Source organism: Flavobacterium coralii (assembly GCF_019891545.1).
GTDB classification, from domain to species: domain Bacteria; phylum Bacteroidota; class Bacteroidia; order Flavobacteriales; family Flavobacteriaceae; genus Flavobacterium; species Flavobacterium coralii.
Genome location: NZ_JAHDIU010000013.1, coordinates 1 through 26,008 on the forward strand (window position 1 = coordinate 1; position 26,008 = coordinate 26,008).

General features: G+C 42.5%; 26 protein-coding genes. 18 read left to right on the forward strand and 8 right to left on the reverse strand.

Going from position 1 to position 26,008, the window contains the following annotated elements:
- Window positions 1-993: T9SS type B sorting domain-containing protein (locus tag KJK34_RS14480; protein ID WP_223054613.1), on the forward strand; the 993-nt coding region annotated here is incomplete at its 5' end.
- Between the two features lie 58 nt (window positions 994-1,051).
- Here KJK34_RS14480 and KJK34_RS14485 read toward each other — a convergent pair.
- A complete protein-coding gene (locus KJK34_RS14485; protein ID WP_223054614.1) occupies window positions 1,052-1,642 on the reverse strand; it encodes a riboflavin synthase in 591 nt (196 codons plus the stop codon).
- 54 nt (window positions 1,643-1,696) lie between these two features.
- On the opposite strand from KJK34_RS14485, the gene pdxA reads away from it, so the two are divergent.
- From pdxA to accC, 6 genes are all read left to right on the forward strand, one after another.
- A complete protein-coding gene (gene pdxA, locus KJK34_RS14490; RefSeq protein WP_223054615.1) occupies window positions 1,697-2,746 on the forward strand; it encodes a 4-hydroxythreonine-4-phosphate dehydrogenase PdxA in 1,050 nt (349 codons plus the stop codon).
- Window positions 2,747-2,880: 134 nt separating this feature from the next.
- Window positions 2,881-3,420 carry a YceD family protein gene (locus KJK34_RS14495; RefSeq protein WP_223054616.1) on the forward strand — a complete coding sequence of 180 codons (540 nt, stop codon included), beginning with the start codon at window positions 2,881-2,883 and terminating at the stop codon, window positions 3,418-3,420.
- 15 nt (window positions 3,421-3,435) lie between these two features.
- Window positions 3,436-3,630, forward strand: coding sequence for a 50S ribosomal protein L32 (gene rpmF / locus KJK34_RS14500; RefSeq protein ID WP_026993360.1), 195 nt, complete (start codon window positions 3,436-3,438; stop codon window positions 3,628-3,630).
- 165 nt (window positions 3,631-3,795) lie between these two features.
- Complete coding sequence (locus KJK34_RS14505) at window positions 3,796-4,794, forward strand: beta-ketoacyl-ACP synthase III (protein ID WP_223054617.1); 999 nt, start codon at window positions 3,796-3,798, stop codon at window positions 4,792-4,794.
- A 25-nt stretch (window positions 4,795-4,819) separates the two neighbouring features.
- Entirely contained in the window at window positions 4,820-5,311 is a 492-nt protein-coding gene (accB, locus tag KJK34_RS14510; RefSeq protein WP_223054618.1) for an acetyl-CoA carboxylase biotin carboxyl carrier protein, read from the forward strand.
- Between the two features lie 91 nt (window positions 5,312-5,402).
- On the forward strand, window positions 5,403-6,749 hold the full coding sequence (accC, locus tag KJK34_RS14515) for an acetyl-CoA carboxylase biotin carboxylase subunit (protein ID WP_223054619.1): 1,347 nt from the start codon (window positions 5,403-5,405) through the stop codon (window positions 6,747-6,749).
- A 53-nt stretch (window positions 6,750-6,802) separates the two neighbouring features.
- Here the strand turns inward: accC and thiL are convergent, their stop codons facing one another.
- The 3 genes from thiL to purN form a co-directional block, all read right to left on the reverse strand.
- Complete coding sequence (thiL, locus tag KJK34_RS14520) at window positions 6,803-7,855, reverse strand: thiamine-phosphate kinase (RefSeq protein ID WP_223054620.1); 1,053 nt, start codon at window positions 7,853-7,855, stop codon at window positions 6,803-6,805.
- 66 nt (window positions 7,856-7,921) lie between these two features.
- Window positions 7,922-8,401, reverse strand: coding sequence for a ribonuclease HI (gene rnhA / locus KJK34_RS14525; protein ID WP_223054621.1), 480 nt, complete (start codon window positions 8,399-8,401; stop codon window positions 7,922-7,924).
- Window positions 8,402-8,464: 63 nt separating this feature from the next.
- Window positions 8,465-9,037 (reverse strand): phosphoribosylglycinamide formyltransferase, encoded by a 573-nt coding sequence (gene purN, locus KJK34_RS14530; RefSeq protein ID WP_223054622.1) that lies wholly within the window; start codon window positions 9,035-9,037, stop codon window positions 8,465-8,467.
- A 178-nt stretch (window positions 9,038-9,215) separates the two neighbouring features.
- Between purN and KJK34_RS14535 the strand changes: the two genes are divergently transcribed.
- The 7 genes from KJK34_RS14535 to KJK34_RS14565 all read left to right on the forward strand — a co-directional run bounded on the left by KJK34_RS14535 (window position 9,216) and on the right by KJK34_RS14565 (window position 17,039).
- Window positions 9,216-9,452 (forward strand): acyl carrier protein, encoded by a 237-nt coding sequence (locus KJK34_RS14535; protein WP_188621718.1) that lies wholly within the window; start codon window positions 9,216-9,218, stop codon window positions 9,450-9,452.
- A gap of 202 nt (window positions 9,453-9,654) precedes the next feature.
- Entirely contained in the window at window positions 9,655-10,908 is a 1,254-nt protein-coding gene (gene fabF / locus KJK34_RS14540) for a beta-ketoacyl-ACP synthase II (protein WP_223054623.1), read from the forward strand.
- Between the two features lie 14 nt (window positions 10,909-10,922).
- Window positions 10,923-11,666 (forward strand): ribonuclease III, encoded by a 744-nt coding sequence (gene rnc, locus KJK34_RS14545; RefSeq protein ID WP_223054624.1) that lies wholly within the window; start codon window positions 10,923-10,925, stop codon window positions 11,664-11,666.
- A 112-nt stretch (window positions 11,667-11,778) separates the two neighbouring features.
- Window positions 11,779-12,264 carry an IPExxxVDY family protein gene (locus KJK34_RS14550; protein ID WP_223054625.1) on the forward strand — a complete coding sequence of 162 codons (486 nt, stop codon included), beginning with the start codon at window positions 11,779-11,781 and terminating at the stop codon, window positions 12,262-12,264.
- Between the two features lie 4 nt (window positions 12,265-12,268).
- Window positions 12,269-13,702 (forward strand): pyruvate kinase, encoded by a 1,434-nt coding sequence (gene pyk / locus KJK34_RS14555; protein WP_223054626.1) that lies wholly within the window; start codon window positions 12,269-12,271, stop codon window positions 13,700-13,702.
- A 443-nt stretch (window positions 13,703-14,145) separates the two neighbouring features.
- A complete protein-coding gene (locus KJK34_RS14560; RefSeq protein ID WP_223054627.1) occupies window positions 14,146-15,078 on the forward strand; it encodes a PfkB family carbohydrate kinase in 933 nt (310 codons plus the stop codon).
- Window positions 15,079-15,140: 62 nt separating this feature from the next.
- Window positions 15,141-17,039 carry an amidophosphoribosyltransferase gene (locus KJK34_RS14565; protein ID WP_223054628.1) on the forward strand — a complete coding sequence of 633 codons (1,899 nt, stop codon included), beginning with the start codon at window positions 15,141-15,143 and terminating at the stop codon, window positions 17,037-17,039.
- 324 nt (window positions 17,040-17,363) lie between these two features.
- Here KJK34_RS14565 and KJK34_RS14570 read toward each other — a convergent pair whose 3' ends face one another.
- Entirely contained in the window at window positions 17,364-17,864 is a 501-nt protein-coding gene (locus KJK34_RS14570) for a nuclear transport factor 2 family protein (RefSeq protein ID WP_223054629.1), read from the reverse strand.
- A 130-nt stretch (window positions 17,865-17,994) separates the two neighbouring features.
- Here KJK34_RS14570 and KJK34_RS14575 point away from each other — a divergent pair, with 130 nt between their 5' ends.
- A complete protein-coding gene (locus tag KJK34_RS14575; RefSeq protein ID WP_223054630.1) occupies window positions 17,995-19,695 on the forward strand; it encodes a hypothetical protein in 1,701 nt (566 codons plus the stop codon).
- Between the two features lie 29 nt (window positions 19,696-19,724).
- Window positions 19,725-20,969, forward strand: a complete 1,245-nt coding sequence (locus KJK34_RS14580) for a 3-coathanger stack domain-containing protein (protein ID WP_223054631.1) — start codon at window positions 19,725-19,727, stop codon at window positions 20,967-20,969.
- A gap of 47 nt (window positions 20,970-21,016) precedes the next feature.
- Here the strand turns inward: KJK34_RS14580 and KJK34_RS14585 are convergent, their stop codons facing one another.
- From KJK34_RS14585 to KJK34_RS14595, 3 genes are all read right to left on the reverse strand, one after another.
- On the reverse strand, window positions 21,017-22,363 hold the full coding sequence (locus tag KJK34_RS14585; RefSeq protein ID WP_223054632.1) for an ammonium transporter: 1,347 nt from the start codon (window positions 22,361-22,363) through the stop codon (window positions 21,017-21,019).
- Window positions 22,364-22,481: 118 nt separating this feature from the next.
- On the reverse strand, window positions 22,482-22,988 hold the full coding sequence (locus tag KJK34_RS14590; RefSeq protein ID WP_223054633.1) for a hypothetical protein: 507 nt from the start codon (window positions 22,986-22,988) through the stop codon (window positions 22,482-22,484).
- Entirely contained in the window at window positions 22,985-23,179 is a 195-nt protein-coding gene (locus tag KJK34_RS14595; protein ID WP_223054634.1) for a hypothetical protein, read from the reverse strand. Before KJK34_RS14595 ends, KJK34_RS14590 begins: the two co-directional genes overlap by 4 nt.
- Before the next feature lie 174 nt (window positions 23,180-23,353).
- Between KJK34_RS14595 and KJK34_RS14600 the strand changes: the two genes are divergently transcribed.
- Both KJK34_RS14600 and KJK34_RS14605 read left to right on the forward strand, forming a co-directional pair.
- A complete protein-coding gene (locus tag KJK34_RS14600; protein ID WP_223054635.1) occupies window positions 23,354-24,388 on the forward strand; it encodes a ligase-associated DNA damage response exonuclease in 1,035 nt (344 codons plus the stop codon).
- Entirely contained in the window at window positions 24,385-25,989 is a 1,605-nt protein-coding gene (locus tag KJK34_RS14605) for an ATP-dependent DNA ligase (RefSeq protein ID WP_223054636.1), read from the forward strand. The genes KJK34_RS14600 and KJK34_RS14605 overlap by 4 nt, the downstream gene beginning before the upstream one ends.
- The last annotated feature ends 19 nt before the right edge of the window (window positions 25,990-26,008 follow it).

Below are 26,008 nucleotides of genomic sequence, written 5' to 3' on the forward strand. Positions count from 1 at the left end.
GCCGCAACCGAGACCAACCCGATAGCCGACCCGACCGCCTACACCAACACTGTAGAAAACGGGCAGACCATCTACATCAGGGTGACCAACACCACAACGATAACCCGTTGCTATGACATCACCACCGTAGAGCTGAACGTAGAGCAGCTGCCCGAGCCACAACTGGAAGGTGGTACCATATGTGTGGATTTTGTTACAGGAGAGGTTTTGTCTACCATAACATTAGATACCGGACTTGATGCCACCCATACCTTTATCTGGTATAAAGACGGAGTAGTAATAGATGGTGCCACAGAGCCAACCTATGTAGTAACAGAAGCAGGTAATTATACTGTAGAAGCCATCAACGCCTTCGGCTGTATCAGCGATCCTATAACACCGGTAACCGTAGAACAAAGCGGACCTGCAACTGTTATAGGAACCGGTTTTGCAGTAAGCAATGCTTTCAGCGACAACCAGACTATAACTATTACAGTTGACGGTTTCGGAGACTATGAGTACCAGCTTGGCGATGGCCCTTGGCAGGACAGTAACATATTCACGAATGTGATACTAAGAAGCGAGCCTTATGTGGTGCGCGTAAGGGATAAAAACGCATGTTCTCAATTTGTTCTTGAAATACCGGATGTAAACGTAATAGACTACCCGAGGTATTTTACACCTAACGGAGATGGTTATCACGACTACTGGAACATTTACGGACTGAGCGGACAAGGCGATGCGCTTATCTATATCTTTGACCGCTACGGCAAGCTCATCAAGCAGATCAGCTCGCAGAGCAGGGGATGGGACGGTACCTTCAATGGAAGCCCGCTGCCTGCGGATGACTACTGGTTCAGTGTAACCTATGAAGAGACTGTAATCACTATGGTACCTGTTTTAGATGAAAACGACCAGATAGTTATAGATCCTGACACTAATGAACCTGAGATGGAAGAGGATATTAATGTACGACAGTTCGAGTTCAAGTCGCACTTCTCGTTAAAACGATAAACCCTAATAAGCAAAAAAGGCTGCCATACGGCAGCCTTTTTTATATGTATAATTACAATTATTTACGCAGGTTGTGCAGCCTTGCCACATATTTACCCACTACATCAAATTCAAGGTTTACTATGCTGCCGGGTTGTATGTGTTTAAAATTGGTGTGCTCATAAGTATAAGGTATAATGGCTACGCTAAACTCGCCATCTTTGCTGTTCACTACTGTCAGGCTAACCCCATTAACTGTTACAGAACCTTTTTCAATAGTAATGTTATTGGCATTGGTATCATACTCAAAAGTAAAATACCAGCTTCCGTTGGCCTCTTCTACGCTTTTGCACACTCCGGTTTGGTCTACATGCCCCTGTACTATATGCCCGTCCAGCCTGTCGCCCAGTTTCATGGCACGTTCAAGGTTAACAATGTCGCCTTCCTTCCATTGCCCAAGGTTGGTTTTATCTAAGGTTTCCTGTATTGCAGTCACGGTGTAGCTGTTGTTGTTTATGGCAACCACAGTAAGGCAAACGCCATTGTGTGCCACACTCTGGTCTATCTTCAGTTCGTGGGTTATGGCAGAGTTTAATGTAAAATGTACATTGCCGCCCTCGCGCGCTATCTGTTGTATAGTTCCAGAGGTTTCTATTATTCCTGTAAACATGCCGGATTATTTTTATTAAATTTGTAACTTCAAAAGTAGCAATTAAACAGCATCATGACAAGAAAAGACGGTAATGCAATTGTAGGAATATCTATAGGCGACCTTAACGGGATTGGCGCCGAAGTTATACTGAAAACATTTGAGGACACACGGATGCTGGAGCTTTGCACTCCTGTAATTTTTGGTAACGTAAAAATACTTTCGTTCATAAAAAAAGCACTTAATATTAACTGCAACCTGCACGGTATAGACAGTATAGACCAGGTTGTGCCGGGCAAGGTTAATGTGATTAACATCTGGCGCGAAGGCGTTAATATAGAATTTGGGAAGAATGATGAAACAGTGGGCAAATATGCCATACTGTCTTTCACTACGGCTGTTACCGCACTAAAAGAAAAACATATAGATGTACTGGTTACGGCACCTATAAACAAGTACAACATACAATCGGAAGAATTTAAATTCCCCGGCCATACAGATTACCTTGACCAGGAACTTGAAGGCGATGCGCTAATGCTGATGGTTCAGGATAATTTAAGGGTAGGGCTGCTCACCGACCATATCCCGGTAAATGAAGTGGCTTCTCACCTAACGGAAGAGCTCATCCGTAAAAAGATACTTACCATCAACAAAACCCTTACACAGGATTTTTGCATTAACAGGCCAAAAATCGCAGTGTTGGGCTTTAACCCGCATAGTGGCGATAACGGGGTTATTGGCAGGGAAGATGATGATATAATAAAACCGGCTTTAGGCAGGCTGTTTGAAGAGGGTGTACTGGTTTTCGGGCCGTTTTCTGCCGACAGTTTTTTTGGCAGCGGACAGTATGAAAAGTATGATGCCGTTATTGCGGGCTACCACGACCAGGGGCTTATACCATTTAAAACGCTGGCTTTTGGCAAAGGTGTAAATTATACGGCAGGACTTTCGGGCATACGCACCTCACCCGATCATGGCACGGCGTATGAGATAGCAGGGAAGGGGCAGGCTGACAATACCTCTTTTCAGGAGGCGCTTTACCTTGCGCTGGATATTTTTAATAACAGGCAGCAGTACAGCGAAATCAGCAGTAACCCGCTAAAGATTAAAGAAAAACAGTTGTAAACAAAAAAATGTTGATAACAGGTTTGTAATTGCAATAATTTTTTATCTTTGCACGCTCAAAACTGTTGTAACGAAATGAGTTTCGGCTGATTAGGTTAAAAAACAGGATTGATAACACATAAAGAACTGGCGAAATGAAAGTGACTAAAGAATTTTTAATCCCTTTTTCAGGATTAAAACAGGGTAAGCACCAGTTTGAGTTTGATATAAATAAAACGTTCTTTGATGCCTTTGATTTTGATGAGTTTAACGATGTCAATGTCAAAGTAAACATGGTTTTAGAGAAACAAAGCACCATGCTCGAGCTTCATTTTAAGCACAAGGGCACCGTTAATGTTCCGTGCGACCTTAGCAACGAAAATTTTGACCTGCCTATAAAAGGCAAGATGGATATAGTGGTTAAGTTTGGCGAGGAGTTTAACGATGAGAATGATGAAATACTGATACTGCCGCATGGCGAATACCAGGTGGATGTATCGCAGTATGTATATGAAATGATAGTGCTTTCTGTTCCTTCTAAACGTGTGCATCCGGGAATTAAAGACGGTACGCTTGATACCGGGATTATAGAAAAGCTTAATGAGCTTGCCCCGAAGGCAAAACAAGAGGAAGAAGAAAAAAATAATGATACAGATCCCCGCTGGGACGAATTAAAAAAACTTTTAAACGGATAAAATAAGTATAGTAAAATGGCACATCCTAAGAGAAAAACGTCGAAAACGAGAAGAGATAAGAGAAGGACTCACTACAAAGCATCTGTACCTCAGATAGCTACTTGTCCTGTAACAGGAGAAGCTCACCTTTACCATAGGGCTTACTGGCATGAAGGCAAAATGTACTACAGGGGCCAGGTTGTTATAGACAAGGCAGAAGCTGTAGCCTAATCAGTATAAAAAATTGAGGAAAAACTCTCACTACAGTGAGGGTTTTTTTGTTAAAGGGATATTTGCTTTATTTTTAAAGCTGCCGTGTGCAACCCTTTTATAAATTTTTTTGTAATTTCCACCACTTTTCAAACCTGTGCGGTTTGAACAGAAATTATTTATCATATGAGTAAAATAACAGCCGCAATTACAGCCGTTGGGGCATACGTGCCTGATTTTGTGCTTTCTAACCAGGTGCTGGAAACTATGGTAGACACAAACGACGAGTGGATAACATCTCGTACCGGTATAAAAGAAAGGCGGATTTTAAAAGATAAAGATAAGGGTACATCTTACCTTGCCATAAAAGCGGCTGAAAACCTGCTTGAAAAATCGGGTACTAAACCTGAGGAAATTGACATGGTAATACTGGCAACCGCCACACCCGATATGCCTGTTGCTTCAACAGCCGTATATGTGGCCACCCAGATTGGAGCTGTTAACGCATTTGGTTATGACCTGCAGGCTGCATGCTCAAGCTTTTTATATGGCATGAGTACTGCGGCGGCTTATATACAGAGCGGGCGCTACAAAAAAGTAGTAGTAATAGGTGCAGATAAAATGTCGTCTATTATAGATTATACCGACAGGGCAACCTGTATTATTTTTGGGGATGGCGCAGGCGCTGTCCTTTTTGAGCCTAATGAAGAAGGATTTGGGCTTCAGGATGAGATATTAAGGAGCGACGGTATTGGCCGCGAGTTCCTTAAAATTGAAGCGGGAGGTTCTTTACTGCCTGCTTCTCATGAAACGGTTGACAACAAACAGCATTATGTTTTTCAGGATGGCAAAACAGTATTTAAGTATGCTGTAAGCAATATGGCCGATATAAGCGAAAAAATAATGCAGCGCAACAACCTTACATCGGATGATGTAAACTGGCTTATTTCGCACCAGGCAAACAAAAGGATTATAGATGCCACTTCGTCTCGCATGAACTTAGACGAGAACAAAGTGCTGGTAAATATAGAAAAGTATGGCAACACTACTTCTGCCACACTTCCATTGTTACTTAACGATTTCGAAAACCTGTTTAAAAAGGGCGATAACCTTATATTTGCTTCCTTTGGCGGCGGCTTTACTTGGGGTTCTATTTACCTGAAATGGGCGTACGATAAAAAATAAACAAACTAAACAAAATTCGGAAATTATGGATATCAGAGAAATTCAAAACCTAATCAAGTTTGTAGCGAAGTCCGGTGCTACAGAAGTAAAGTTAGAAATGGATGATTTTAAGATCACCATAAAAACGGTTACAGATAGCGGTACACCAGAAGCTACCTATGTTCAGCATATTCCGGTAAGCCAGGCATTGCCACAGGCGGCAGCACCGCAGCCTGCAGCGCCAACTGCCCCGGCATCAGCTCCTGCACAGGCCCCTGCCGCCGATGAATCTTCTAAATATGTAACTATTAAGTCGCCTATAATTGGTACACTATACAGAAAGCCTTCTCCGGATAAAGCTCCGTTTGTAGAGGTAGGCAGCACAATATCTAAAGGAGATGTAGTGTGTGTTATAGAAGCTATGAAGTTATTCAACGAAATAGAATCTGAGGTATCGGGCAAAATAGTTAAGGTACTGGTAGATGACGCCTCTCCTGTAGAGTTCGATCAGCCATTATTCCTTGTAGATCCATCTTAAGCTAATTGTTTTAAATGTTAAATTTTAGATGCTTATTTAAGCCTTTAAAATGATTTAAAATTTAAAATTCATCATTTAAAATTTAAAAGCGATGTTTAAAAAAATACTGATAGCAAACAGGGGTGAGATAGCCCTGCGTGTAATAAGGACCTGCAGGGAGATGGGTATTAAAACCGTTGCGGTTTACTCTACTGCCGATGCAGAGAGCCTTCACGTGCGCTTTGCTGACGAGGCCGTATGTATAGGCCCGCCTGCCAGCAACCTTTCTTACCTGAAAATGAGTAATATTATAGCAGCGGCAGAAATTACTAATGCCGATGCCATACACCCGGGTTACGGTTTCCTTTCGGAAAACGCCAAGTTCTCTAAAATATGCGGTGAGCACGGTATCAAGTTTATTGGTGCCTCTCCTGAAATGATTGAGAAAATGGGTGACAAGGCTACTGCCAAAGCTACCATGAAGGCTGCCGGAGTACCTTGTGTACCGGGTTCTGACGGGCTTTTAGATTCGTACGAGCATGCCGAAAAGCTTGCCAAAGAGTTTGGCTACCCTGTAATGCTTAAAGCTACTGCCGGTGGTGGTGGTAAGGGTATGCGTGCCGTTTGGAAGCAGGAAGACCTTAAAAAAGCATGGGAGAGTGCTAAGCAGGAAGCTGCGGCTTCGTTTGGTAACGACGGGATGTATATGGAAAAACTTATTGAAGAGCCACGCCATATCGAAATTCAGGTTGTAGGCGACTCATTTGGTAAGGCATGCCACCTTAGTGAGCGCGACTGCTCTGTACAGCGCCGCCACCAGAAGCTTACAGAAGAAACACCTTCTCCGTTTATGACGGATGAGCTGCGTGAAAAAATGGGTGAGGCCGCCGTTAAAGCTGCCGAGTTTATTCAATATGAAGGCGCAGGTACAGTAGAGTTTTTGGTTGACAAGCACAGGAATTTTTACTTTATGGAGATGAACACCCGTATCCAGGTAGAGCACCCTATTACCGAGCAGGTAATAGATTATGACCTGATACGCGAGCAGATTTTAGTAGCTGCCGGTGTGCCTATTTCGGGTAAAAATTACCTGCCGCAGTTACACTCTATAGAGTGCCGTATTAATGCGGAAGACCCGTATAATGATTTCCGCCCTTCTCCGGGTAAAATTACTACCCTGCACATGCCGGGCGGGCACGGTGTAAGGCTTGATACGCATGTTTACAGCGGCTATACCATACCGCCAAACTACGACTCTATGATTGCAAAGCTTATTACCACTGCACAGACAAGGGAAGAGGCTATAAGCAAAATGAGGCGTGCGCTTGATGAATTTGTTATAGAGGGTATTAAAACCACTATACCTTTCCACCGCCAGCTTATGGATGAGCCGGATTATATTGCCGGTAACTATACCACTAAGTTTATGGAAACTTTTAAGATGAAAGATCCGCAATAAATAAAAAATGCCGTGCTGTTGCACGGCATTTTTTATTATCTGTATAGGTGTTTTTACTCTTCTTCCTGCATGGCATTCCAGCCCCTGGCCTTTAAAGGTATTTTAGTGTTGGCACGGGTTACAAGGTGCATGCCTTCGCTTTCCTGTGTCATGTGCCCTATAACGGTAAAGTTAGGGTTGTGCTTCAGCTTATCATAATCTTCAATCTTAACGGTAAACAGCAGCTCATAATCTTCCCCGCCGTTAATAGCTACGGTAGTAATATCTATATTAAATTCTTCGCAACTGCTTATCAGCTGAGGGTCAACCGGAATTTTCTCTTCATACAGGTTACACCCCACACCGCTTTGTTTGCACAGGTGTAGAATCTCTGACGATAACCCGTCAGATACATCTATCATTGCCGTAGGCTTTATCTCAAGTCCTTTCAGTATCTCTTTTATATCCTTACGCGCCTCAGGCTTAAGTTGCCTCTCTATAAGATAGGTGTAGGCATCAAGGTCGGGCTGGTTTTGCGGGTTTACTTTAAAAACCTCTCTTTCACGCTCCAGTACCTGCAGGCCCATATAAGCGGCACCAACATCTCCGGTTACCACCAGCAGGTCGGTATTGCCTGCCCCGTTGCGGTAAGTAAGCTCTTCCTCGTCTGCCTGGCCTATGGCTGTTATGCTTATTATCATCCCTTTTTGCGAAGAGGTGGTGTCACCGCCAATAATATCCACATCATACACTTGTGCGGCAAGACGCATCCCTTCATACAGCTCCTCTAAAGCCTCAAGCGGAAAACGGTTAGATACCGCAATAGATATGGTTATTTGTGTAGGGATTGCGTTCATGGCACAAATGTCACTTATGTTAACCACTACGGCTTTATAGCCCAAGTGTTTCAACGGCATATACGAAAGGTCGAAATGCACGCCTTCTACCAGCATATCAGTAGAAACCACTGTTTTTTTACCTTTAAAATCGAGTACGGCAGCATCATCGCCAATACCTTTTGCGGTAGAGGGCTGCTTTGTTTTAATGTTCTTTGTAAGGTGCTCTATAAGACCGAACTCGCCAAGGCTGGCAAGGCTGGTGCGTTGCTGGTTTTTATCTTCAAGCATAGCTGTAGTATAGTGTGTTATAAAACAGCAAAGGTACAATTAGTTTGCGGAGTATTAAAAGGGGTTTTACAGCAGCTTGTCGCCCTGCTGCTCATACCATGCATCTACGTTAAGGTTAGGCTGTGAGGAGGCAAATACGGCAAGCTGGTCGCAGCGCTCGTTTTGCGGATGGTTGTTGTGGCCTTTAACCCATTTAAAATCTACCTTATGCTTTCGGTAAATTTTAAGGAAACGCTGCCACAGGTCGGGGTTCTTTTTGTCTTTAAAGCCTTTTTTCTCCCATCCGAAAACCCAGCCTTTACTAACGGCATCTACCACATACTTGCTGTCGCTCACCACGAGTACCTCGGTGCCGGGATTCTTCAGCTTTTCAAGCCCGACAATTACGGCAAGCAGTTCCATACGGTTATTAGTGGTAAGCCTGAAGCCTTCATAAAATTCTTTACGGTAACCGGTGCCCACCTGTTCGAGTACTACCCCATAGCCACCAGGCCCGGGATTTCCTTTGGCAGCGCCATCAGTATAAAGGTGAACGGTATGGGGCATTTTATTTATGATTTAAAGATTTAAAGATTGAAGATTGGCAGGCATTTTCAAATTGCTACATTTTCAAATTTTCAAATTGTTTAGCAGCTTTTCTATAACCCTTGGCAGATGCTCGTGCTCCAGCTCCAGTACCTTTACTGCTACTTCTTCGGGAGAAAGGCACTCTTCAATCACTACTTTTTCCTGTAGTATTATGTTGCCCTCATCATAATTATTGTTTACAAAATGCACGGTTATGCCGCTTTCTCTCTCTTTATTAGTATGCACTGCACGGTGCACATGCATGCCATACATACCTTTGCCGCCATAGGCAGGCAGCAGGGCAGGGTGTATATTTATAACCCTGTTAGGGTAGGCTTCAATAATATCTGCGGGAAATTTCCATAAAAAACCGGCAAGCACTATAAGGTCGGGGTTGTGCTGTTGCACCTTACTCAGCAAGCTGCCGTTTTCCATGTCTTCCCTTGTAAATACAACCGTTGGCACATTATACTCTAATGCTTTTTGCAGTACGCCCGCGTTGCTGTTATTGCTAAATATCGCAGCTATATTATAAGCTTTCTCCTGCCGGGCATACTCCATTATCTTTTGGGCATTACTGCCGCCGCCGGACGCAAAAACTATAATATTTTTCATTCAGAGAGGTGGTTTTATAAGGGCGTTGCCACAAATTTTATCCTGCAAAATAACACCCTTTTCGCGTATTTATAAAATTAATTTTCTATTTTAGTGCTCACATTTTTTTGGGAAAACGCGGTTTTAAAATAAAGTTTTTTATTTTTGCCATTCAATTTAAATTCTAAAATTAAAGATTATGTCAGACATTGCATCAAGAGTAAAAGCGATTATCGTAGACAAATTAGGTGTTGACGAAAACGAAGTGGTTGCAGAGGCAAGCTTCACAAACGATTTAGGAGCAGATTCACTGGACACTGTTGAGCTTATCATGGAATTTGAGAAGGAATTCGATATTCAGATTCCGGACGATCAGGCTGAGAATATCTCTACTGTTGGTCAGGCTATTTCTTACATAGAAGAAGCAAAAAAGTAATAAATACGTAGCATCCATGTAAACCATTACGTTGCATGGATGTTATTGTTTTATTGGTTCTGGCAATCGCTTTTTAAACAGACGGACGGCTTTTACATAAAAAAACAGTCTTTGAAAATATTATCAATGCCCATGTTTCTTAACATACACGAAAAGAATGCATGGGTATTGTTCTATAAACAGAAACTATAAAAATATCTTTATGACATTAAGAAGAGTTGTAGTAACAGGCCTGGGAGCGCTTACCCCTATAGGTAACACGGTGCAGGAGTACTGGGATGGCCTGATTAACGGTAAGAGCGGCGCAGCCCCTATTACATACTTTGATACGACTAACTTCAAAACAAAGTTTGCCTGCGAAGTAAAGAATTTCAATGCTGAAGATTTTATAGACAGAAAAGAGGCAAGGAAGATGGACCGCTATGCTCAGTATGCCCTTGTTGCCACAGATGAAGCTGTTAAAGATGCCGCTTTTGATTTTGACAAGCTGGATAAGGACAGGGTTGGCGTAATATGGGGCTCAGGTATAGGGGGGTTGGAAACCTTTCAGGAAGAGGTAATGAATTTTGCCAACGGAAACGGCACGCCAAAATTCAATCCTTTCTTTATACCGAAGATGATTGCCGATATTGCAGGTGGCCATATTTCTATTAAATACGGTTTCAGGGGGCCAAACTTTACTACGGTTTCGGCCTGTGCATCTTCTACAAATGCACTTATAGATGCTTTTAACTACATACGCCTGGGCCATGCAGATGTAATGGTAACCGGCGGTAGCGAGGCAGCGGTAACCATAGCCGGTATGGGTGGCTTTAATGCCATGCATGCCCTTTCTACAAGAAATGACGACCCGCAAACAGCCAGCAGGCCTATGGATAAAGACCGTGAAGGCTTTGTACTTGGCGAAGGTGCAGGAGCGCTTATACTGGAAGAATATGAGCACGCTGTTGCAAGGGGAGCCACTATATACTGCGAAATAGGCGGAGGCGGAATGAGCGCCGATGCACACCATATAACTGCGCCGCACCCGGAAGGGCTTGGGGCAAGAAATGTAATGATTAACTGCCTTCGTGATGCAGGCCTTAAGCCGGAAGATGTAGATGGTGTAAACATGCACGGTACATCTACCCCGCTTGGCGACATTGCCGAAAGTAAAGCCATCATAGAGGTATTTGGCGAACATGCCTACAACCTTAACCTTAACTCTACCAAGAGTATGACGGGACACCTTTTGGGTGCTGCCGGGGCTATAGAGGCTATTGCATCTATACTTTCTATTAAACATGGTATAGTACCGCCTACCATCAATCATTTTACTGATGATGAGAACATAGACCCTAAGCTTAACTTTACCTTTAACAAGGCACAGAAAAGGGATATGAAAGTGGTAATGAGCAATACCTTTGGCTTTGGTGGCCACAACGCTTGCGTTCTGGTTAAAAAACTTGAAATGTAATTACTTGTGCCGGCATGGGTATAATCAAAAAAATATTTAAACCATCCCGTCTTTCTGAGGAAGACGGGATTTTTTTTGATGAAATGAAGAAACTGCTTGGCTTCAATCCCGTTAACCTGGCGCACTACCGCAGGGCGTTTACACACCGTTCAAGCAACAAGACAGATGAGCACGGAAATCCCCTTAACTATGAAAGGTTGGAGTTTTTGGGTGATGCTATGCTTGGCTCTGTTATAGCTGCACACCTTTTTACAGAAGCTCCTGCGGGTGATGAAGGTTACCTTACCAAAATGCGTTCTAAAATTGTAAGCCGCGAACACCTTAATGAATTGGGCCGCGACCTTAACCTTATCAAGTGGGTAGAAAGCAAGGTGTCATCGCAGCATTTTGGGGAAAACATTCACGGTAACCTCTTTGAGGCTTTTATCGGGGCTATTTATCTGGATAAGGGCTTTACCTATTGCGAAAAATTTATCTATAAAAAAGTTATTACGCCTTATGTTGATATACCAAGGCTTGAAGGCAAGGTAATAAGCTACAAGAGCCTTTTGATAGAGTGGTGCCAGAAGGAAAAGAAGAAATTCAATTTTGAGATATATGAAGATAACGGGGTGGAAGGCCAGAAGTATTTTGGCGTAAGGCTTAAAATAGACGGCAAAATTATTGCCAAGGCAAGGGCAACTTCTAAAAAGAAAGCCGAAGAAAAAGCCGCCCAACGTGCTTATTTCGCATTTCAGGAAAAAATTAACAAAAAGTAAATGAATATAATAATCAGCTAAAACGTTTTCGTGATTAATTTATCGTAAACTTAACCGGCTGGCTGTTTATTCTGATTTTTAATGGCTATATTTACGGCTTATTTGGGTATAAATGGCTGTTCACAAACTCCAATTAGACGACTTTGTAACAATTGATTATGAATTGTTTGCCATACATTCTTCACTCGAAGATTACAGGCTTGCCTATTTCATAAACCAAAACCTCCGTCTGTTGCTGGAAAAGTGCCCCAAAGATGTCAGCATTAAAACCAAAGAGGGCGAAGGCTGTTTTTCCCGGTTTATTTTTGAAGACCACGACACTGGCGCTGTTTATAACCTGATTAAAAACCGCAACAGCAGGGTTGTGGCCAATGTAAGCGCCGCCCCACTATTTGCAGATACATTACCGGATATGGCATCGGGCATTTACCTGTTGCCGGAATTAAAAAAGGTGGATTATATACTTAAAGTAGAAAATACACCTTCTTTTTTTGCCCCGTCGGTTCTTACAGCAGCACTGCTGGGCATAAAGCACATTACCACTGCCTATATCATAGGCCATGAGAAACTGAAGTCTAAAAATAATTTAATATTTTAATAGAATGCCGACAAGAAAGAAAACCAAAATTGTAGCTACACTTGGCCCTGCCTGCAGCACCAGAGAGGTGATTAAGGATATGATAGATGCCGGTGTAAACGTATTCAGGATTAACTTTTCGCATGCTGATTATACCGATGTAAGCGAACGTATACGCATCATAAGGGGACTGAATGAAGAGTTTGGCTACAATACGGCAATACTGGCCGACCTGCAGGGGCCTAAGCTGCGTGTAGGCGTAATGAAAGAAGATGTAGTAGTAGCTCCCGGAGATATAATAACCTTTACCACTGCCGAAGATATACCAGGTACGAAAGAAAGGGTTTACATGAACTATAAAGAGTTTCCTAACGATGTTAACCCAGGCGAAAGGATATTGCTTGATGACGGTAAGCTGATTTTTGAAGTACTGGAAACAGACAGGGTTAGTGAGGTTAAAGCTGTTGTAGTACAGGGCGGGCCTTTAAAATCTAAAAAAGGGGTAAACCTGCCTAATACAAAAGTATCATTGCCTGCACTTACCAAGAAAGATGTTAAGGATGCTATTTTTGCCGTTAAGGAAGATGTGGACTGGATAGCACTTTCGTTTGTGCGTACGCCAAAAGACCTCGAAGAGCTTCAGGATCTTATAAAAGAACACAGCAACCATAAAATTCCTATTGTTGCTAAAATTGAAAAGCCGGAAGCGGTAGAGAATATAGATAAGATTGTTGCCTTTTGCGACGGACTTATGGTTGCCCGTGGTGACTTGGGTGTTGAAGTGCCGGCGCAGGAAGTTCCGCTTATACAAAAGAAGCTGGTTAACCGTGCTAAAACGGCCCGCATACCGGTTATTATCGCCACGCAAATGATGGAAACCATGATTACCAGCCTTACCCCTACAAGGGCAGAGGTTAACGACGTAGCCAACTCGGTGCTGGATGGGGCCGATGCGGTAATGCTTTCAGGTGAAACATCTGTAGGAAACTATCCGGTACAGGTTATCGAAAAAATGACACAGATAATTGAAGCAGTTGAAGACAGCCCGCTTATCCATGTGCCGCAAAATACGCCACAGGTGCGTACCAAGCGTTTTATAACAAAATCTATATGCTACCACGCAGCGCAAATGGCTAACGTAATAAAAGCAAAAGCTATTAGTACATTAACCAATAGCGGTTACACTGCATTTCAAATCTCGGCATGGAGGCCACAGGCGCATATACTTGTATTTACAAGTAACAAGCATATACTGGCGCAATTAAGCCTTCTATGGGGTGTTAACGCATTTTATTACGACAAAATGCTTAGCACCGATGAAACCGTTGAAGATGTAAATGCCATAGCCAAACAAAAAGGTTATGTAGAGAAAGGCGATATGCTGATAAACCTTGCCGCAATGCCGGTTATAGAAAAGGGTATGGTAAACACCCTTCGCGTTACCGAAATAGAAGATTAATCACTTTACATGTATACTAAAAAAGCCGCTCATTGAGTGGCTTTTTTAGTATGATAAATTTCTATTTCGACTGCAACGGAGAAATCTTTTTTTAAAAATTACTATATTTACACATCAAAAACTAAGGAGTTATGGAGACATTATCAGATTTTAACTTTGGGTTATTCATTTGGCAATTCTTTATGGTAGCCATCATAATAGGTCTTGCAGCACTTGCTTACTTTCTGATAAAAAAGATAATGAATAATTAGAAGGATTCTTCTAAATCCGGATTTTTGTGAATACACTTCGTTTACTCAAAACGAAAAGTATTAAGAATTCTTGAATGTGAAAATTTCTCACTTATCGTAATGACAATTTATGTCCGTGCGTATTTAGCTTTTCATATTTGCTCTTCTGCAACTTATAAAGTATCTTTGCGCCTTTAATTTTCAACCCACATTATGAACAAATTACTGATTGTAGGCACGGTAGCTTTTGATGCAATAGAAACACCATTCGGCAAAACCGATAAAATACTTGGTGGCGCAGGCACCTATATAGGGCTTTCGGCATCATTCTTTAAGCTGCAGCAGGCAATTGTATCTGTAGTGGGTGAAGATTTTCCGCAGGAGTATATAGACCTGCTAACCGAAAGGAATATTGATATTACAGGGCTTGAGGTGGTAAAAGGCGGAAAAACCTTCTTTTGGAGCGGCCGCTACCATAACGACCTTAACTCACGCGATACACTGGATACCCAGCTAAATGTACTTGCGGACTTTAACCCGGTGGTGCCTGAGCATTTTAAAGATGCCGATGTGGTACTTTTAGGCAACCTTCACCCGCTCACGCAAAGCAGTGTGCTTGACCAAATGGAAAAGCAGCCCAAACTGGTAGTGCTCGACACTATGAATTTCTGGATGAACTGTGCTTTGGCGGAACTGAAAGAAGTAATAAAAAGGGTAGATGTAATTACTGTTAATGATGAAGAGGCACGCCAGCTAACAGGTGAATATTCGTTAGTTAAAGCAGCAGCCATGATACAGCAGATGGGGCCAAAATATGTGGTAATTAAAAAGGGCGAGCATGGTGCTCTGCTTTTCCACGGTAAACATGCGTTCTTTGCCCCGGCGCTTCCGCTGGAAGAAGTATTTGACCCAACAGGTGCAGGCGATACTTTTGCGGGAGGTTTTGCGGGATATATAACCCAGAGTGAAAACATTTCTTTCGAGAACATGAAGAATGCCATTATATATGGCTCTAACATGGCTTCATTTTGTGTAGAGAAATTCGGTACCGAACGGATGGTGAACCTGACTAAAGAAGAGGTGCTGGAACGCCTTCATGAGTTTAAGGCGCTCACCCAGTTTGATATATCACTTGAAGAAGAATAAAACTAAGGCCTCAGTATGGGGCTTTTTTTAATAAACAACAACACAACAACAGGAGGATTTTTATGAGCGACGCTATTAAACACGAATGCGGTATTGCGCTTTTAAGGCTTTTAAAGCCATTAGATTACTATAAAGAAAAATATGGTTCTGCTTTTTATGGCATACAAAAAATGTACCTGCTTATGGAGAAGCAGCACAACCGCGGACAGGATGGTGCGGGTTTTGCAAGTATTAAAATGGATGTAGAACCGGGTCAGCGTTACATAAGCCGTATCCGCTCTAACCAGCAGCAGCCAATACAGGATATTTTTACCCAGATAAACGAGCGCATCAGCGAAGAGATAAAAGCGCACCCTGAATATGCAAATGATACTGCCCTCATGAAAAGCCAGGTGCCTTATGTGGGAGAGTTATTTTTAGGACACGTGCGTTATGGCACATTCGGTAAGAACAGTATAGAAAGCGTTCACCCATTCCTGCGCCAGAACAACTGGATGCACCGTAACCTTATTGTGGCAGGTAACTTTAACATGACTAACGTTAAAGAACTTTTTGCCAGCCTTGTAGAGCTTGGGCAACACCCTAAAGAACTTGCCGATACTGTGACTGTAATGGAAAAGATAGGGCATTTTCTTGACGATGAGGTTGCAGATTTGTACCAGGATTGTAAAAATGAAGGTTTTACCAAGCAGGAAGCAACATCGGTAATATCAGAAAGGCTTAACGTGGCGCGTATCCTTAAGCGTGCCAGCAAGCAGTGGGATGGCGGTTATGCTATGGCAGGCCTCTTTGGGCATGGCGATAGCTTTGTTTTCCGCGACCCGGCGGGTATTCGTCCGGCATATTATTACCAGGATGATGAAATTGCTGTTGTGGCAAGCGAAAGGCCGGTTATCCAAACTACTTTTAACGTAGCTTTTGACGATGTTAAGGAACTCGAGCCGGGGCATGCCATAATTATTAAAAAGAACGGAAATATTTCTGTAACGGAAATAATTCCTTCAGCGGGTAAAAAGGCCTGTTCGTTTGAGCGTATTTACTTTTCACGTGGAAGCGATGCAGAGATTTACAGGGAGCGTAAGGAACTGGGCAGGCTGATACTGCCTCAGGTGCTTAAGGCGATAGATAATGATACGGATAATGCTGTATTTTCATATATCCCAAATACTGCCGAAACATCATTTTTTGGTATGGTTGAGGCAGCACAGGATTTTCTTAACCAAAGAAAGAATAACGAAATATTACAAAACAGGCACACGCTTACCGAGGAGACGCTGAAAGACCTATTGTCGGTTAAAATACGTACTGAGAAAATAGCGATTAAAGACGCTAAGCTGCGCACATTTATAACAGAAGACAGCAGCCGGGACGATTTGGTAGCACACGTATATGATGTAACCTATGGCGTTATTAAGCATGAAGACAACCTCGTTATAATAGATGACAGTATTGTGCGCGGTACAACACTTAAAAAGAGCATCATAAAAATGATGGACAGGCTAAAGCCTAAGCGTATTGTAGTGGTTTCGTCAGCGCCTCAAATACGCTATCCGGATTGTTACGGTATAGATATGGCCAAATTGGAGGGGCTTGTAGCATTTCAGGCGGCACTCGCACTGCACAAAGAACGTGGTACGGAAGATGTTGTAGATGAGATTTACCGAAAAAGCAAAGCGCAGGAAAACCTGCCGGATGCCGAAGTAGTAAATTATGTAAAAGATTTTTATGAACCGTTTACCGATGAAGAGATAAGCGACAAAATAGCCGACCTGTTGGTTACCCGTGAAATAAATGCAGAAGTGAAGATAATTTTCCAGACGGTAGATAACCTTCATAAGGCCTGCCCTAAGAATTTAGGCGACTGGTATTTTACTGGAGATTACCCAACACCGGGTGGTAACAGGGTGGTTAACAGAGCCTTCATAAACTTTTATGAAGGTAATGATGCAAGGGCTTATTAGCAAATGCTGCATTTCAACGTTTATTTGTGCAGTTGGTCTAATACTGTTGTTGCTAAACCTTAAACAATTGTAAATTTACTTCAAATAGCATTAGTAAAAGTAATTTTACGGTATTTTTGGGGGCGGAAAAGCGGAAACAGAACGTTTCCGCTTTTCCTTTTTATATAGGTATATGTTGCTGTAAAATAACATATTAAACAGTAAAATATTTTTTTAGATATTATATAAAAGTTAAATATTTGGTATATATTTGCACAGCAAGTAAAAAATAATTTTTTACGATATTTTGGGGATAGAAAACGGAAGCAATTTGCTTCCGTTTTTTTATGGCTTTAAGATGTCATCTTCATATTTGGCTTTTAGCGGCAATACATCTTTAGTAACATCGTTAGGTATTGTCATGCTCAATACATAGTGCTTTATCTTCCATTCGCCGTTTACATCTTTTTCTAAAACTCCCGAACCACGGCAACCTTTCATCCAAGTGTCAAGCAGTTCATCAAACCATGCTGTGTTACCGTCTTTACTAAAGTAAATGTTCCGCTTTACAGCTTTAAAATCCCACGCTTTGCCCTTATCAAAATAAGGTTTAGAAAAAGCGGCAAAAGCTTTTTTATCCCAGTTCTCGGTAGCATCGGTACCAATGTAATGTCCGTCATCTGCTATCTTATCAAAATAGCTGTTGTAATCTGCATTAGCAGCATCCTTATGCCATTGGGTTAAAAAAGCATTCAGTTGCTTTTTGTCAGGAGCTTCATGTTTATGAACAGCTAACTGTGCAGCAAAAAATAAAATACCAATTAAGGAAAACACAATCTTTTTCATAAATAATAATTCTTTATTTAATTAAATATTATTTGTATTAATACTTTAACAAAAAATTAACCAACATTACGTAATGAAGTGTTAATAATAAATACAATATTTGATAAATCTAACTAAAAAATTATTTATTATGAAAACAAGTCAATTTGTTTTGGCAGGTATTACCCTGCTTTTTGGATGCGGCCTTAGTGCTCAGGTTGTACAATCTACTGCAGAAACAGGTATAGGTATCGAAAATGGTGCGGCAATGGTTACAGGTGCAGATGCAGACAGTTGTGCATTTGTAGGATACAGGGCAGGTTATTTTACCAGGTCTAAAGACCAGGGGCATAATAACACTTTTATCGGTCACCTTTCAGGATATACTAATTACCTGGGGTATTCAAATTCATTTTTAGGTTTCAAATCCGGTTTTGCAAATAAAGATGGATATGAAAACGTGTTTTTAGGAGCTACTGCAGGCGAAAAGAATGATATTGGCAGTGCCAATGTGTTTGTTGGTTTCCAGTCAGGTAAGCACAATATCAACGGTTCTAATAATACGTTCTCCGGTTGGAGGTCAGGATACAGTAACCTTAGTTCCGGCAACAGCTTTTATGGTTACCAGTCAGGTTTTTCCAATACATCCGGTTCCGGTAACTTATTTTTAGGATACCAGGCAGGTTTGAGTAACGTATCAGGCAGGAGCAATGTTTATGCTGGTTATGGTTCTGGTATGTTTGCTACAGGCAGCTATAACAACTTTACGGGGTACTATACCGGTGCATCACCGTCAAACACGGGGAGCTTCAATAATTTTTATGGCTACATGTCAGGCCGTAATAATGCCACAGGGCAAAATAACATCTATACAGGGGGCTATTCCGGATATTCAAATACTTCGGGTAGTAATAATACAATGTTAGGCCATTATGCAGGATATGCAAATAGTGTATCAGGCAATACATTCATTGGATATTTTTCAGGAAGGTTTAATACTACGGGGCTTTACAATGTTTTTATGGGTATGCAGGCGGGCCGTGCTAATACCACAGGCGACCACAATACATTTATAGGTTATTTTGCAGGTGATGACAATACTACTGCCCGTGGTAATGTGTTTTTGGGTACTTATGCGGGGTCTAATGTTACTACAAGTTCTTATAACGTGGCATTGGGTATATATGCGGGGCAAAACAACAGTGCCGAGTGGGGAAGTAACGTATTTCTTGGAACCGAGGCAGGTAAAAATTCTGGCAGCGGATGGGGTAATACCTATTTAGGCCATGTTTCAGGCCAAAATGCTACAGGAAGCAACAACGTTTTTGTTGGTAGTAATACCGGTAAAAACGAGACAAGAAGCGGATTGCTGTATATTGATAATTCTGATACTGTTACGCCTTTGGTCTTTGGAGATTTTACAAATAAGAAAGTTGGTATCGGCGGCTTTTCAAGTTTTCCTGCTACAGCAGGCAGTGTAAGCGTTGCTAACTATTCGCTGTTTGTAAAAGGAGGTATATTAACCGAAGAAGTAAGGGTTAACCTGCAATCTGGCTGGGCAGATTATGTTTTTGCAGAAGACTACAAACTTTCTTCTCTTAAAGAAGTAGAACAGTATATAGCAGAGAACGGACATTTGCCAAATGTTCCTTCTGCAAAACAAGTTATGGAAGATGGTATAGAAGTGGGCGAAATGACAAAAATTCAGCAGGAGAAGATAGAAGAACTCACACTTTATGCCATTGCACAGGACAAGCAGATAGACGCTCAGCAAAAAATGCTTGAAGAACAGCAGAAACAAATAGATGAACTAAAGGCGGCAGTAAAAGCTTTAGCAGAAAACAAACAGTAATATACGTTAATCATTAAAAACTGAAAAATATGAAAAACGTATATATGTATATTTTGCTTTTTATGATAGGATGCGTAAAAAGCTTCGGACAAGGAACGGATGTTATATTCCTTATAGATAACAGCGGTTCTATAAATGCTACCGAATATGCCAACCTCCAGACATCGGTGGCAGCCATTATGGCTGCAGTGCTGGAGTGTAACCCTGATAACAGGATAACGGTTGTGCAGTACAGCAACGGGCAAATTTATATTGAATCTGATTTTAGCTTAAATGGCTATACTTTTCCCCGAAGGTTCAATAACGGAATAGGCGGTGTGCCTGCGGCTGTAGATTTGATTTCGAGTGCTTTGAATGGTACTACTTCGGCAAACATATTGGGTACCCCGACTTTAAATACACTTTCGGGTAATGGGCTGGCGGTTTACCTTTTTACAGATGCACCGCGTGATAACGACCTGTTAACAGGTTTTACTGCAATCGGCAGTAATTTAGGATTTGCAAGCTATACCAATTTTAAAAATACCCATGATGCCACTTTTGTTGTAACAAATACAGAAACTGTTGCGGCGACAATAGCAGCGTCTGCCGGTGTGGCAAGTGTCGGCGGTGCTTATACAGGCGCTGTAGAAAGTTACTCCGCCGATCCTGATGGTGCAGGCGTGGTGCCAAGGTTCTTTTTAAATTCTTCATTTTTGCTTACACCTTTAGAGATAGAGATTATTACCGACTACCTGTGCTCTGTTACAGAGCCTGAATGCCTGCCTAACCTAACATTGGTTTCATCTGCTAACGATGTTACTTCGGGTCAGGATAACAGACAGGTGTCAAATACGCTCACGGCATCAAATGATATATATGCTTTTGCGGTTGGGGTGTACCATGCAGAAAACACAATCGTTTTAACTGATGGCTTCCATGCGCGCAACAGCTCACGTTTCAGGGCATATATTGATGAATGTAACAGCGGTTATGTAGGGCGGCCGGCTAATGCGGTAGCTGAAGAGGAAGAGATACCTGTTTTTGCAGATAAGCAATATGTATTTTCTTTAAACCCTAACCCCGCTAATGATAAAGTAACCATTACATCAGATACGCTTATTAAAAGCATTATAATAACAGCTATGGATGGTAAGATTATATTTAGCAGGGATATCGCTAAAGAAGTAAAAGAGTATGATATTAATATCAGCAATTTTACCAAAGGTATTTATAACCTGACTCTGGTTATGGATACGGGTGAGATACAAACCCAAAAACTCATCAAAAACTAACAAACTAATCTCTAACCTGAAAGGCTGCCACACGGCAGCCTTTTTATTTACCCCAAACTTTCGTTGTGCTGGCTCATGTCTAGCCCCATTTGTTCTGACTCCTCGCTAACGCGCAGCGGAATGAACAGGTTGGTAGACTTATACAGCAGCATAGCACCAAAAAACGAAAAAGCAGCCACGAGCACAAGCGCCGTCATATGATGGCCGAAAACGCCCCAGCCGCCATGCAGCAGGCTGGCATTTTCACCCTCGGCAAAAATGGCGGTAAGAATCATACCCATAATGCCGCCGACACCGTGGCAGGCAAAAACGTCGAGTGTGTCGTCAATACGTTTAAGGGCTTTCCAGTGTACCATAACATTGCTTACAATAGCAGCCGAAAAACCAAAAAACATGCTCTTGGGTATAGATACAAACCCCGCGGCAGGTGTTATGGCAACAAGGCCCACAACGGCACCAATGCAACACCCCAGAGCCGAAACCTTACGTCCGTTGAGCCTGTCGAAAAAAGCCCAGGTAAGCATAGCGGCAGCCGACGCAATGGTGGTAGTAGCAAAGGCCATAGCGCTGGTATGGTTGGCAGCAAGTGCCGAACCGGCATTGAAACCGAACCACCCAAACCATAGCATACCCGTACCCAACAACACAAACGGAATATTAGTTGGTATATATTCTGCATTTTTGCGTTTGCCTAACACCAACACCCCGGCTATTGCCGCGAAGCCGGCACTCATGTGTACCACCGTCCCCCCCGCAAAATCCTTAACGCCAAAGTAAGCGCCCAAAAGTCCGCTGGGGTGCCATACCATGTGACATAGGGGCGCATATATTACTAAAGAAAAAAGGCATATAAACAATAGGAATGATATGAACCTGATGCGCTCTGCCAGCGCCCCGGTAATAATGGCGGGAGTAATCACGGCAAATTTCATCTGGAACAGGGCAAACAATATAAACGGTATGGTGCTTGCCATAGCCGAATGCGGATGCTCATCTACATAATCAAAAAAGGCAAAGTCTGAAGGATTGCCTATAATGCCATAATAAGTGCCGTTTATTGTAATACCGATAGGGTCTCCAAATGAAAGGCTGAAACCTACCGCCACCCACAGCATACTGATAACTCCGAGGCAGATAAAACTTTTCAGCATGGTAGAGATAACATTTTTTTTGCCTACCATGCCCCCGTAAAAAAACGACAGGCCGGGCGTCATCAGCAGCACGAGGCACGAAGCGGTTAACAACCATGCCACATCGGCGGGCACAATGGTGTCGGTACTATTAAAACGTTCCGATACACTAACGGAGGCATGTTCCCAAAAAAGTCCTGTTACACACACTGCTGCCGTAACTATAAATGCGGCTATCCAGCGCTTTTCTATTATTTTATCCATAATACCCCATTTCAACAGGGGTAAAAATATAAAAATTATTCTTTTAAAGGGAACTGTGTTTAAAAATTAAGGGGGTATGTTGAATTTTGTATTTAATATTGATGATTTATGAAATTTGTCAATAACCTATTAATAAAATTCCTTTTAATGGTAAAATTAACCTGTTTGAGATATATAAGGTTTCAAGAAAAGTATATACTTTAATAAAATCATCAGCACCTCTGTAAGTATTTCTAACAGCTATTATAAGATATTCGACTTCAAACATCATACAGGCTTGGAAAATATCTTTTAAAAATTGGTTATTGTCAACAGCCCTTCCGGCTTCAACTTCAATAACAATTTTTCCATCTTCACTCAATGCGTCAGCATTAAATGATTTATCAATATTATTATTATATCCAAATAAGACGGGAACATGAATTTTTTGGTCACGAGTCTTACCTGTTTCAACAGTATAATAAGCTTTTTGTAAATCATCTCGTAATACCTCTAAAACCTCATTTGAATTCAAATTATGCGCCGATGAAGTAATTTCATCATGATTTTTTTCAAAACAGTCAATAACAAGTTTGATTTTTGGAGTAATTCCTTGAGAGCGTGGAAAAAATTGATACCGTATCATTGGACTTGTGTGTTAATTAATTCTGTCAATTCTGGTATCGGCAAATCGATTTCGATGTTCGAAACAAAATAGAAAATTTGCTGGTCGACAAATTCTGCTTCTTTTGATACATATCCACCTTCATCGTCCAATAGTATGTCATTTAGCTCTTCCACAGAAATTAAAACTTCTCCAAATTCTTCGGTTTCCACAATCCTTGTTTTATAACTTTTATCGTCGAATGTTATCATAGTAATATAGTTTTACTTAATAACAAATATAAAAATCTAATCAATTCAATTTCCAACAAACGTTAAACTTCCCTCAATCAATTTTCGTAAAATACTTACAGTTTGTAACTTTATTTGGTTAAAAACCCTGTAACCATGAGGCAGCCCCTGCTGGCATTTAACGACAAAGGCATTTACTGCGCCCGTGCCAACGTGTACCTGGACCCGTGGCGGCCTGTAACCAATGCTATTATTACCCACGGCCATAGCGATCACGCCCGCTGGGGGCACAAAAACTACATTACCCATCACCAGAACGTACCCATTATAAAACACCGCCTGGGCGACATCAGCGTTACAGGTAAAGAGTGGGGCGAAACCTTCAGTGTAAATGGCGTTACTTTTTCGCTGCACCCTGCCGGGCACATTATCGGCAGCAGCCAGGTACGCGTAGAGTACAAAGGCGAAGTATGGGTTTTTACAGGCGACTATAAAACGGAAGACGACGGCATAGCCACACCCTATGAAGTGGTTAAGTGCCACACATTTATAACCGAATGTACCTTTGGGCTTCCGGCGTTTAAGTGGCTTCCGCAGGATGAGGTTTTTAAGGATATCAACGCATGGTGGGCGCAAAACAAAGCAGAGGGCAAAACATCGGTATTGTTCGGCTATACGCTTGGCAAGGCACAAAGGCTCATAAAATATTTGGACACCAGCATCGGCAAAATATATACTCACGGCGCGGTAGAGAACATGACGGAGGTGGTACGCCCAATCGCCGACCTTCCGCATACCACCCTTATAACCCGCGAAACCAAAAAAGAAGAAATTGCAGGCAATATAGTAGTTGCACCGCCAAGCGCCCACGGCACACCGTGGATAAGAAGGATGGCGCCCTATGTAACCGGTTCGGCAAGTGGATGGATGGCTTTTCGAGGCGCGCGCCGAAGGCGCGCAATAGACCGGGGATTTGTACTGAGTGACCACTGCGACTGGCAGGGGTTGCTGGAAAGCATCCGTGCCACAGGCTGCGAAAAGGTGATTTCCACACACGGGTACAGCGATATTTTTTCGGCCTACCTGCGCGATCTGGGTTATGATGCCCGTACCGAACATACCCAATATGAAGGTGAGACCGATGAGGGCGAAAGCAAAACCCCGGCAGAAAAAGAAGAGGAGGAGGCATGAAGAATTTTGCACAGCTTATAAAAACACTTGATACCTCTAATAAAACCAATGTAAAAGTAGAGGCGCTTACCGAATATTTTCGACATGCGAGTGATAAGGATAAAGTGTGGACGATAGCGATACTGTCGCACCGCCGCCCGCCGCGTCCCGTAAATACCACACTGTTGCGCCAGTGGGCAAGCGAACTGGCAAACATTCCGCTATGGTTGTTTGAGGACAGCTACCATATTGTGGGCGACCTTGCCGAGACAATCGCACTGGTAATCCCCACTACCGAAAACCAGAGTGATAAAAGCCTTTCGGAATATGTAGAGGAAATGATAGTGCTTAAAACCAAAACCGAACAGGAAAAACGCGAGTACCTGCATCACAACTGGCTTTCGCTGAATTACTATGAGCGTTTTGTGTTTACCAAGCTGATAACAGGCAGTTTCCGAATAGGCGTGAGCCAAAAGCTCATGACGCGCGCCCTTGCCCGCGTTACCGAAATGGATGAAGATATACTGGCACATAAGCTGATGGGCGATTGGGATCCGCAGCGCATTACTTTTCAAAAACTGGTGCTGGATGAGAAGCCTGCCGATATGCTTTCGAAACCCTACCCGTTTTACCTGGCGTATGCCCTCGAGGGCGAAGTGCAGGATTTAGGAAACCCCAACGAGTGGAGCGCCGAACACAAGTGGGACGGCATCCGTTCGCAAACCATTCTGCGTAACGGGCAAATGTATGTATGGAGCCGCGGCGAAGAATTGGTAACGGATAAATACCCGGAGTTCCAGAGCTTTCTGAACGTGATACCCGACGGTACGGTTATAGACGGGGAGATACTCCCCTGGGTAGAGAACAGCGTGGGCAGCTTTAATGATTTGCAGACCCGAATAGGACGTAAAACCGTTTCGCCTGCCTTACTTAAAAAAGTGCCTGTAATTATAAAAGCTTACGACCTTTTAGAGTGGAAAGGCGAAGATATACGCGAGTTGCCATATGAAAAACGCAGAGAGTTATTGGAAGAGATGATAGATGGGGTAAAAGATTTTAACCTGCCGTTACAGCTTAGCGAACGCATCAGTTTTAAAACTTGGGAGGATGCCTTACGCGAAAAAGAACGCGCAAGGGAAGTCCGTAGCGAGGGGCTGATGTTTAAGCGGAAGGACTCGCCTTATCTGGTTGGGCGCAAAAAAGGCGACTGGTGGAAATGGAAGCTCGACCCGTATAGTATAGATGCGGTGCTTACCTATGCCATGCGCGGCAGCGGGCGGCGCGCCAACCTGTTTACCGATTATACCTTTGCGCTTTGGCAGGATAACGAAAACGGCGAAAAGGAACTGGTTACCTTTGCAAAGGCATATTCCGGGCTTACGGATAAGGAATTCCGCATGGTGGATGATTTTATAAAAAAGAATACGTTAGAGCGATTTGGCCCTGTACGCAGTGTTACGCCCAAGCTGGTGTTTGAGATTGGTTTTGAGGGAATAGCACTCAGCGGCAGGCACAAAAGTGGTGTAGCAACGCGTTTTCCGCGGATATTGCGCTGGAGGACGGATAAAACAATTGAGGAAGCTAATACCATTGACGATTTGAAAGCGCTGATACCTCATTAATTTGGAAATGAGTTATGTT

What these genes read in the sequence shown, in the direction of transcription:
- pyk (WP_223054626.1), top strand. Translation starts at nt 12,269, where the DNA reads ATGCCGACAAGAAAGAAAACCAAAATTGTAGCTACACTTGGCCCTGCC.
- KJK34_RS14485 (WP_223054614.1), bottom strand. Translation starts at nt 1,642, where the DNA reads ATGTTTACAGGAATAATAGAAACCTCTGGAACTATACAACAGATAGCG.
- purN (WP_223054622.1), bottom strand. Translation starts at nt 9,037, where the DNA reads ATGAAAAATATTATAGTTTTTGCGTCCGGCGGCGGCAGTAATGCCCAA.
- KJK34_RS14590 (WP_223054633.1), bottom strand. Translation starts at nt 22,988, where the DNA reads ATGATACGGTATCAATTTTTTCCACGCTCTCAAGGAATTACTCCAAAA.
- thiL (WP_223054620.1), bottom strand. Translation starts at nt 7,855, where the DNA reads ATGCTTGAAGATAAAAACCAGCAACGCACCAGCCTTGCCAGCCTTGGC.
- accC (WP_223054619.1), top strand. Translation starts at nt 5,403, where the DNA reads ATGTTTAAAAAAATACTGATAGCAAACAGGGGTGAGATAGCCCTGCGT.
- KJK34_RS14565 (WP_223054628.1), top strand. Translation starts at nt 15,141, where the DNA reads ATGAGCGACGCTATTAAACACGAATGCGGTATTGCGCTTTTAAGGCTT.
- rnhA (WP_223054621.1), bottom strand. Translation starts at nt 8,401, where the DNA reads ATGCCCCATACCGTTCACCTTTATACTGATGGCGCTGCCAAAGGAAAT.
- KJK34_RS14505 (WP_223054617.1), top strand. Translation starts at nt 3,796, where the DNA reads ATGAGTAAAATAACAGCCGCAATTACAGCCGTTGGGGCATACGTGCCT.
- rnc (WP_223054624.1), top strand. Translation starts at nt 10,923, where the DNA reads ATGGGTATAATCAAAAAAATATTTAAACCATCCCGTCTTTCTGAGGAA.
- KJK34_RS14600 (WP_223054635.1), top strand. Translation starts at nt 23,354, where the DNA reads ATGAGGCAGCCCCTGCTGGCATTTAACGACAAAGGCATTTACTGCGCC.
- KJK34_RS14575 (WP_223054630.1), top strand. Translation starts at nt 17,995, where the DNA reads ATGAAAACAAGTCAATTTGTTTTGGCAGGTATTACCCTGCTTTTTGGA.
- KJK34_RS14495 (WP_223054616.1), top strand. Translation starts at nt 2,881, where the DNA reads ATGAAAGTGACTAAAGAATTTTTAATCCCTTTTTCAGGATTAAAACAG.
- KJK34_RS14550 (WP_223054625.1), top strand. Translation starts at nt 11,779, where the DNA reads ATGGCTGTTCACAAACTCCAATTAGACGACTTTGTAACAATTGATTAT.
- fabF (WP_223054623.1), top strand. Translation starts at nt 9,655, where the DNA reads ATGACATTAAGAAGAGTTGTAGTAACAGGCCTGGGAGCGCTTACCCCT.
- KJK34_RS14580 (WP_223054631.1), top strand. Translation starts at nt 19,725, where the DNA reads ATGAAAAACGTATATATGTATATTTTGCTTTTTATGATAGGATGCGTA.
- accB (WP_223054618.1), top strand. Translation starts at nt 4,820, where the DNA reads ATGGATATCAGAGAAATTCAAAACCTAATCAAGTTTGTAGCGAAGTCC.
- pdxA (WP_223054615.1), top strand. Translation starts at nt 1,697, where the DNA reads ATGACAAGAAAAGACGGTAATGCAATTGTAGGAATATCTATAGGCGAC.
- KJK34_RS14535 (WP_188621718.1), top strand. Translation starts at nt 9,216, where the DNA reads ATGTCAGACATTGCATCAAGAGTAAAAGCGATTATCGTAGACAAATTA.
- rpmF (WP_026993360.1), top strand. Translation starts at nt 3,436, where the DNA reads ATGGCACATCCTAAGAGAAAAACGTCGAAAACGAGAAGAGATAAGAGA.
- KJK34_RS14585 (WP_223054632.1), bottom strand. Translation starts at nt 22,363, where the DNA reads ATGGATAAAATAATAGAAAAGCGCTGGATAGCCGCATTTATAGTTACG.
- KJK34_RS14605 (WP_223054636.1), top strand. Translation starts at nt 24,385, where the DNA reads ATGAAGAATTTTGCACAGCTTATAAAAACACTTGATACCTCTAATAAA.
- KJK34_RS14560 (WP_223054627.1), top strand. Translation starts at nt 14,146, where the DNA reads ATGAACAAATTACTGATTGTAGGCACGGTAGCTTTTGATGCAATAGAA.
- KJK34_RS14570 (WP_223054629.1), bottom strand. Translation starts at nt 17,864, where the DNA reads ATGAAAAAGATTGTGTTTTCCTTAATTGGTATTTTATTTTTTGCTGCA.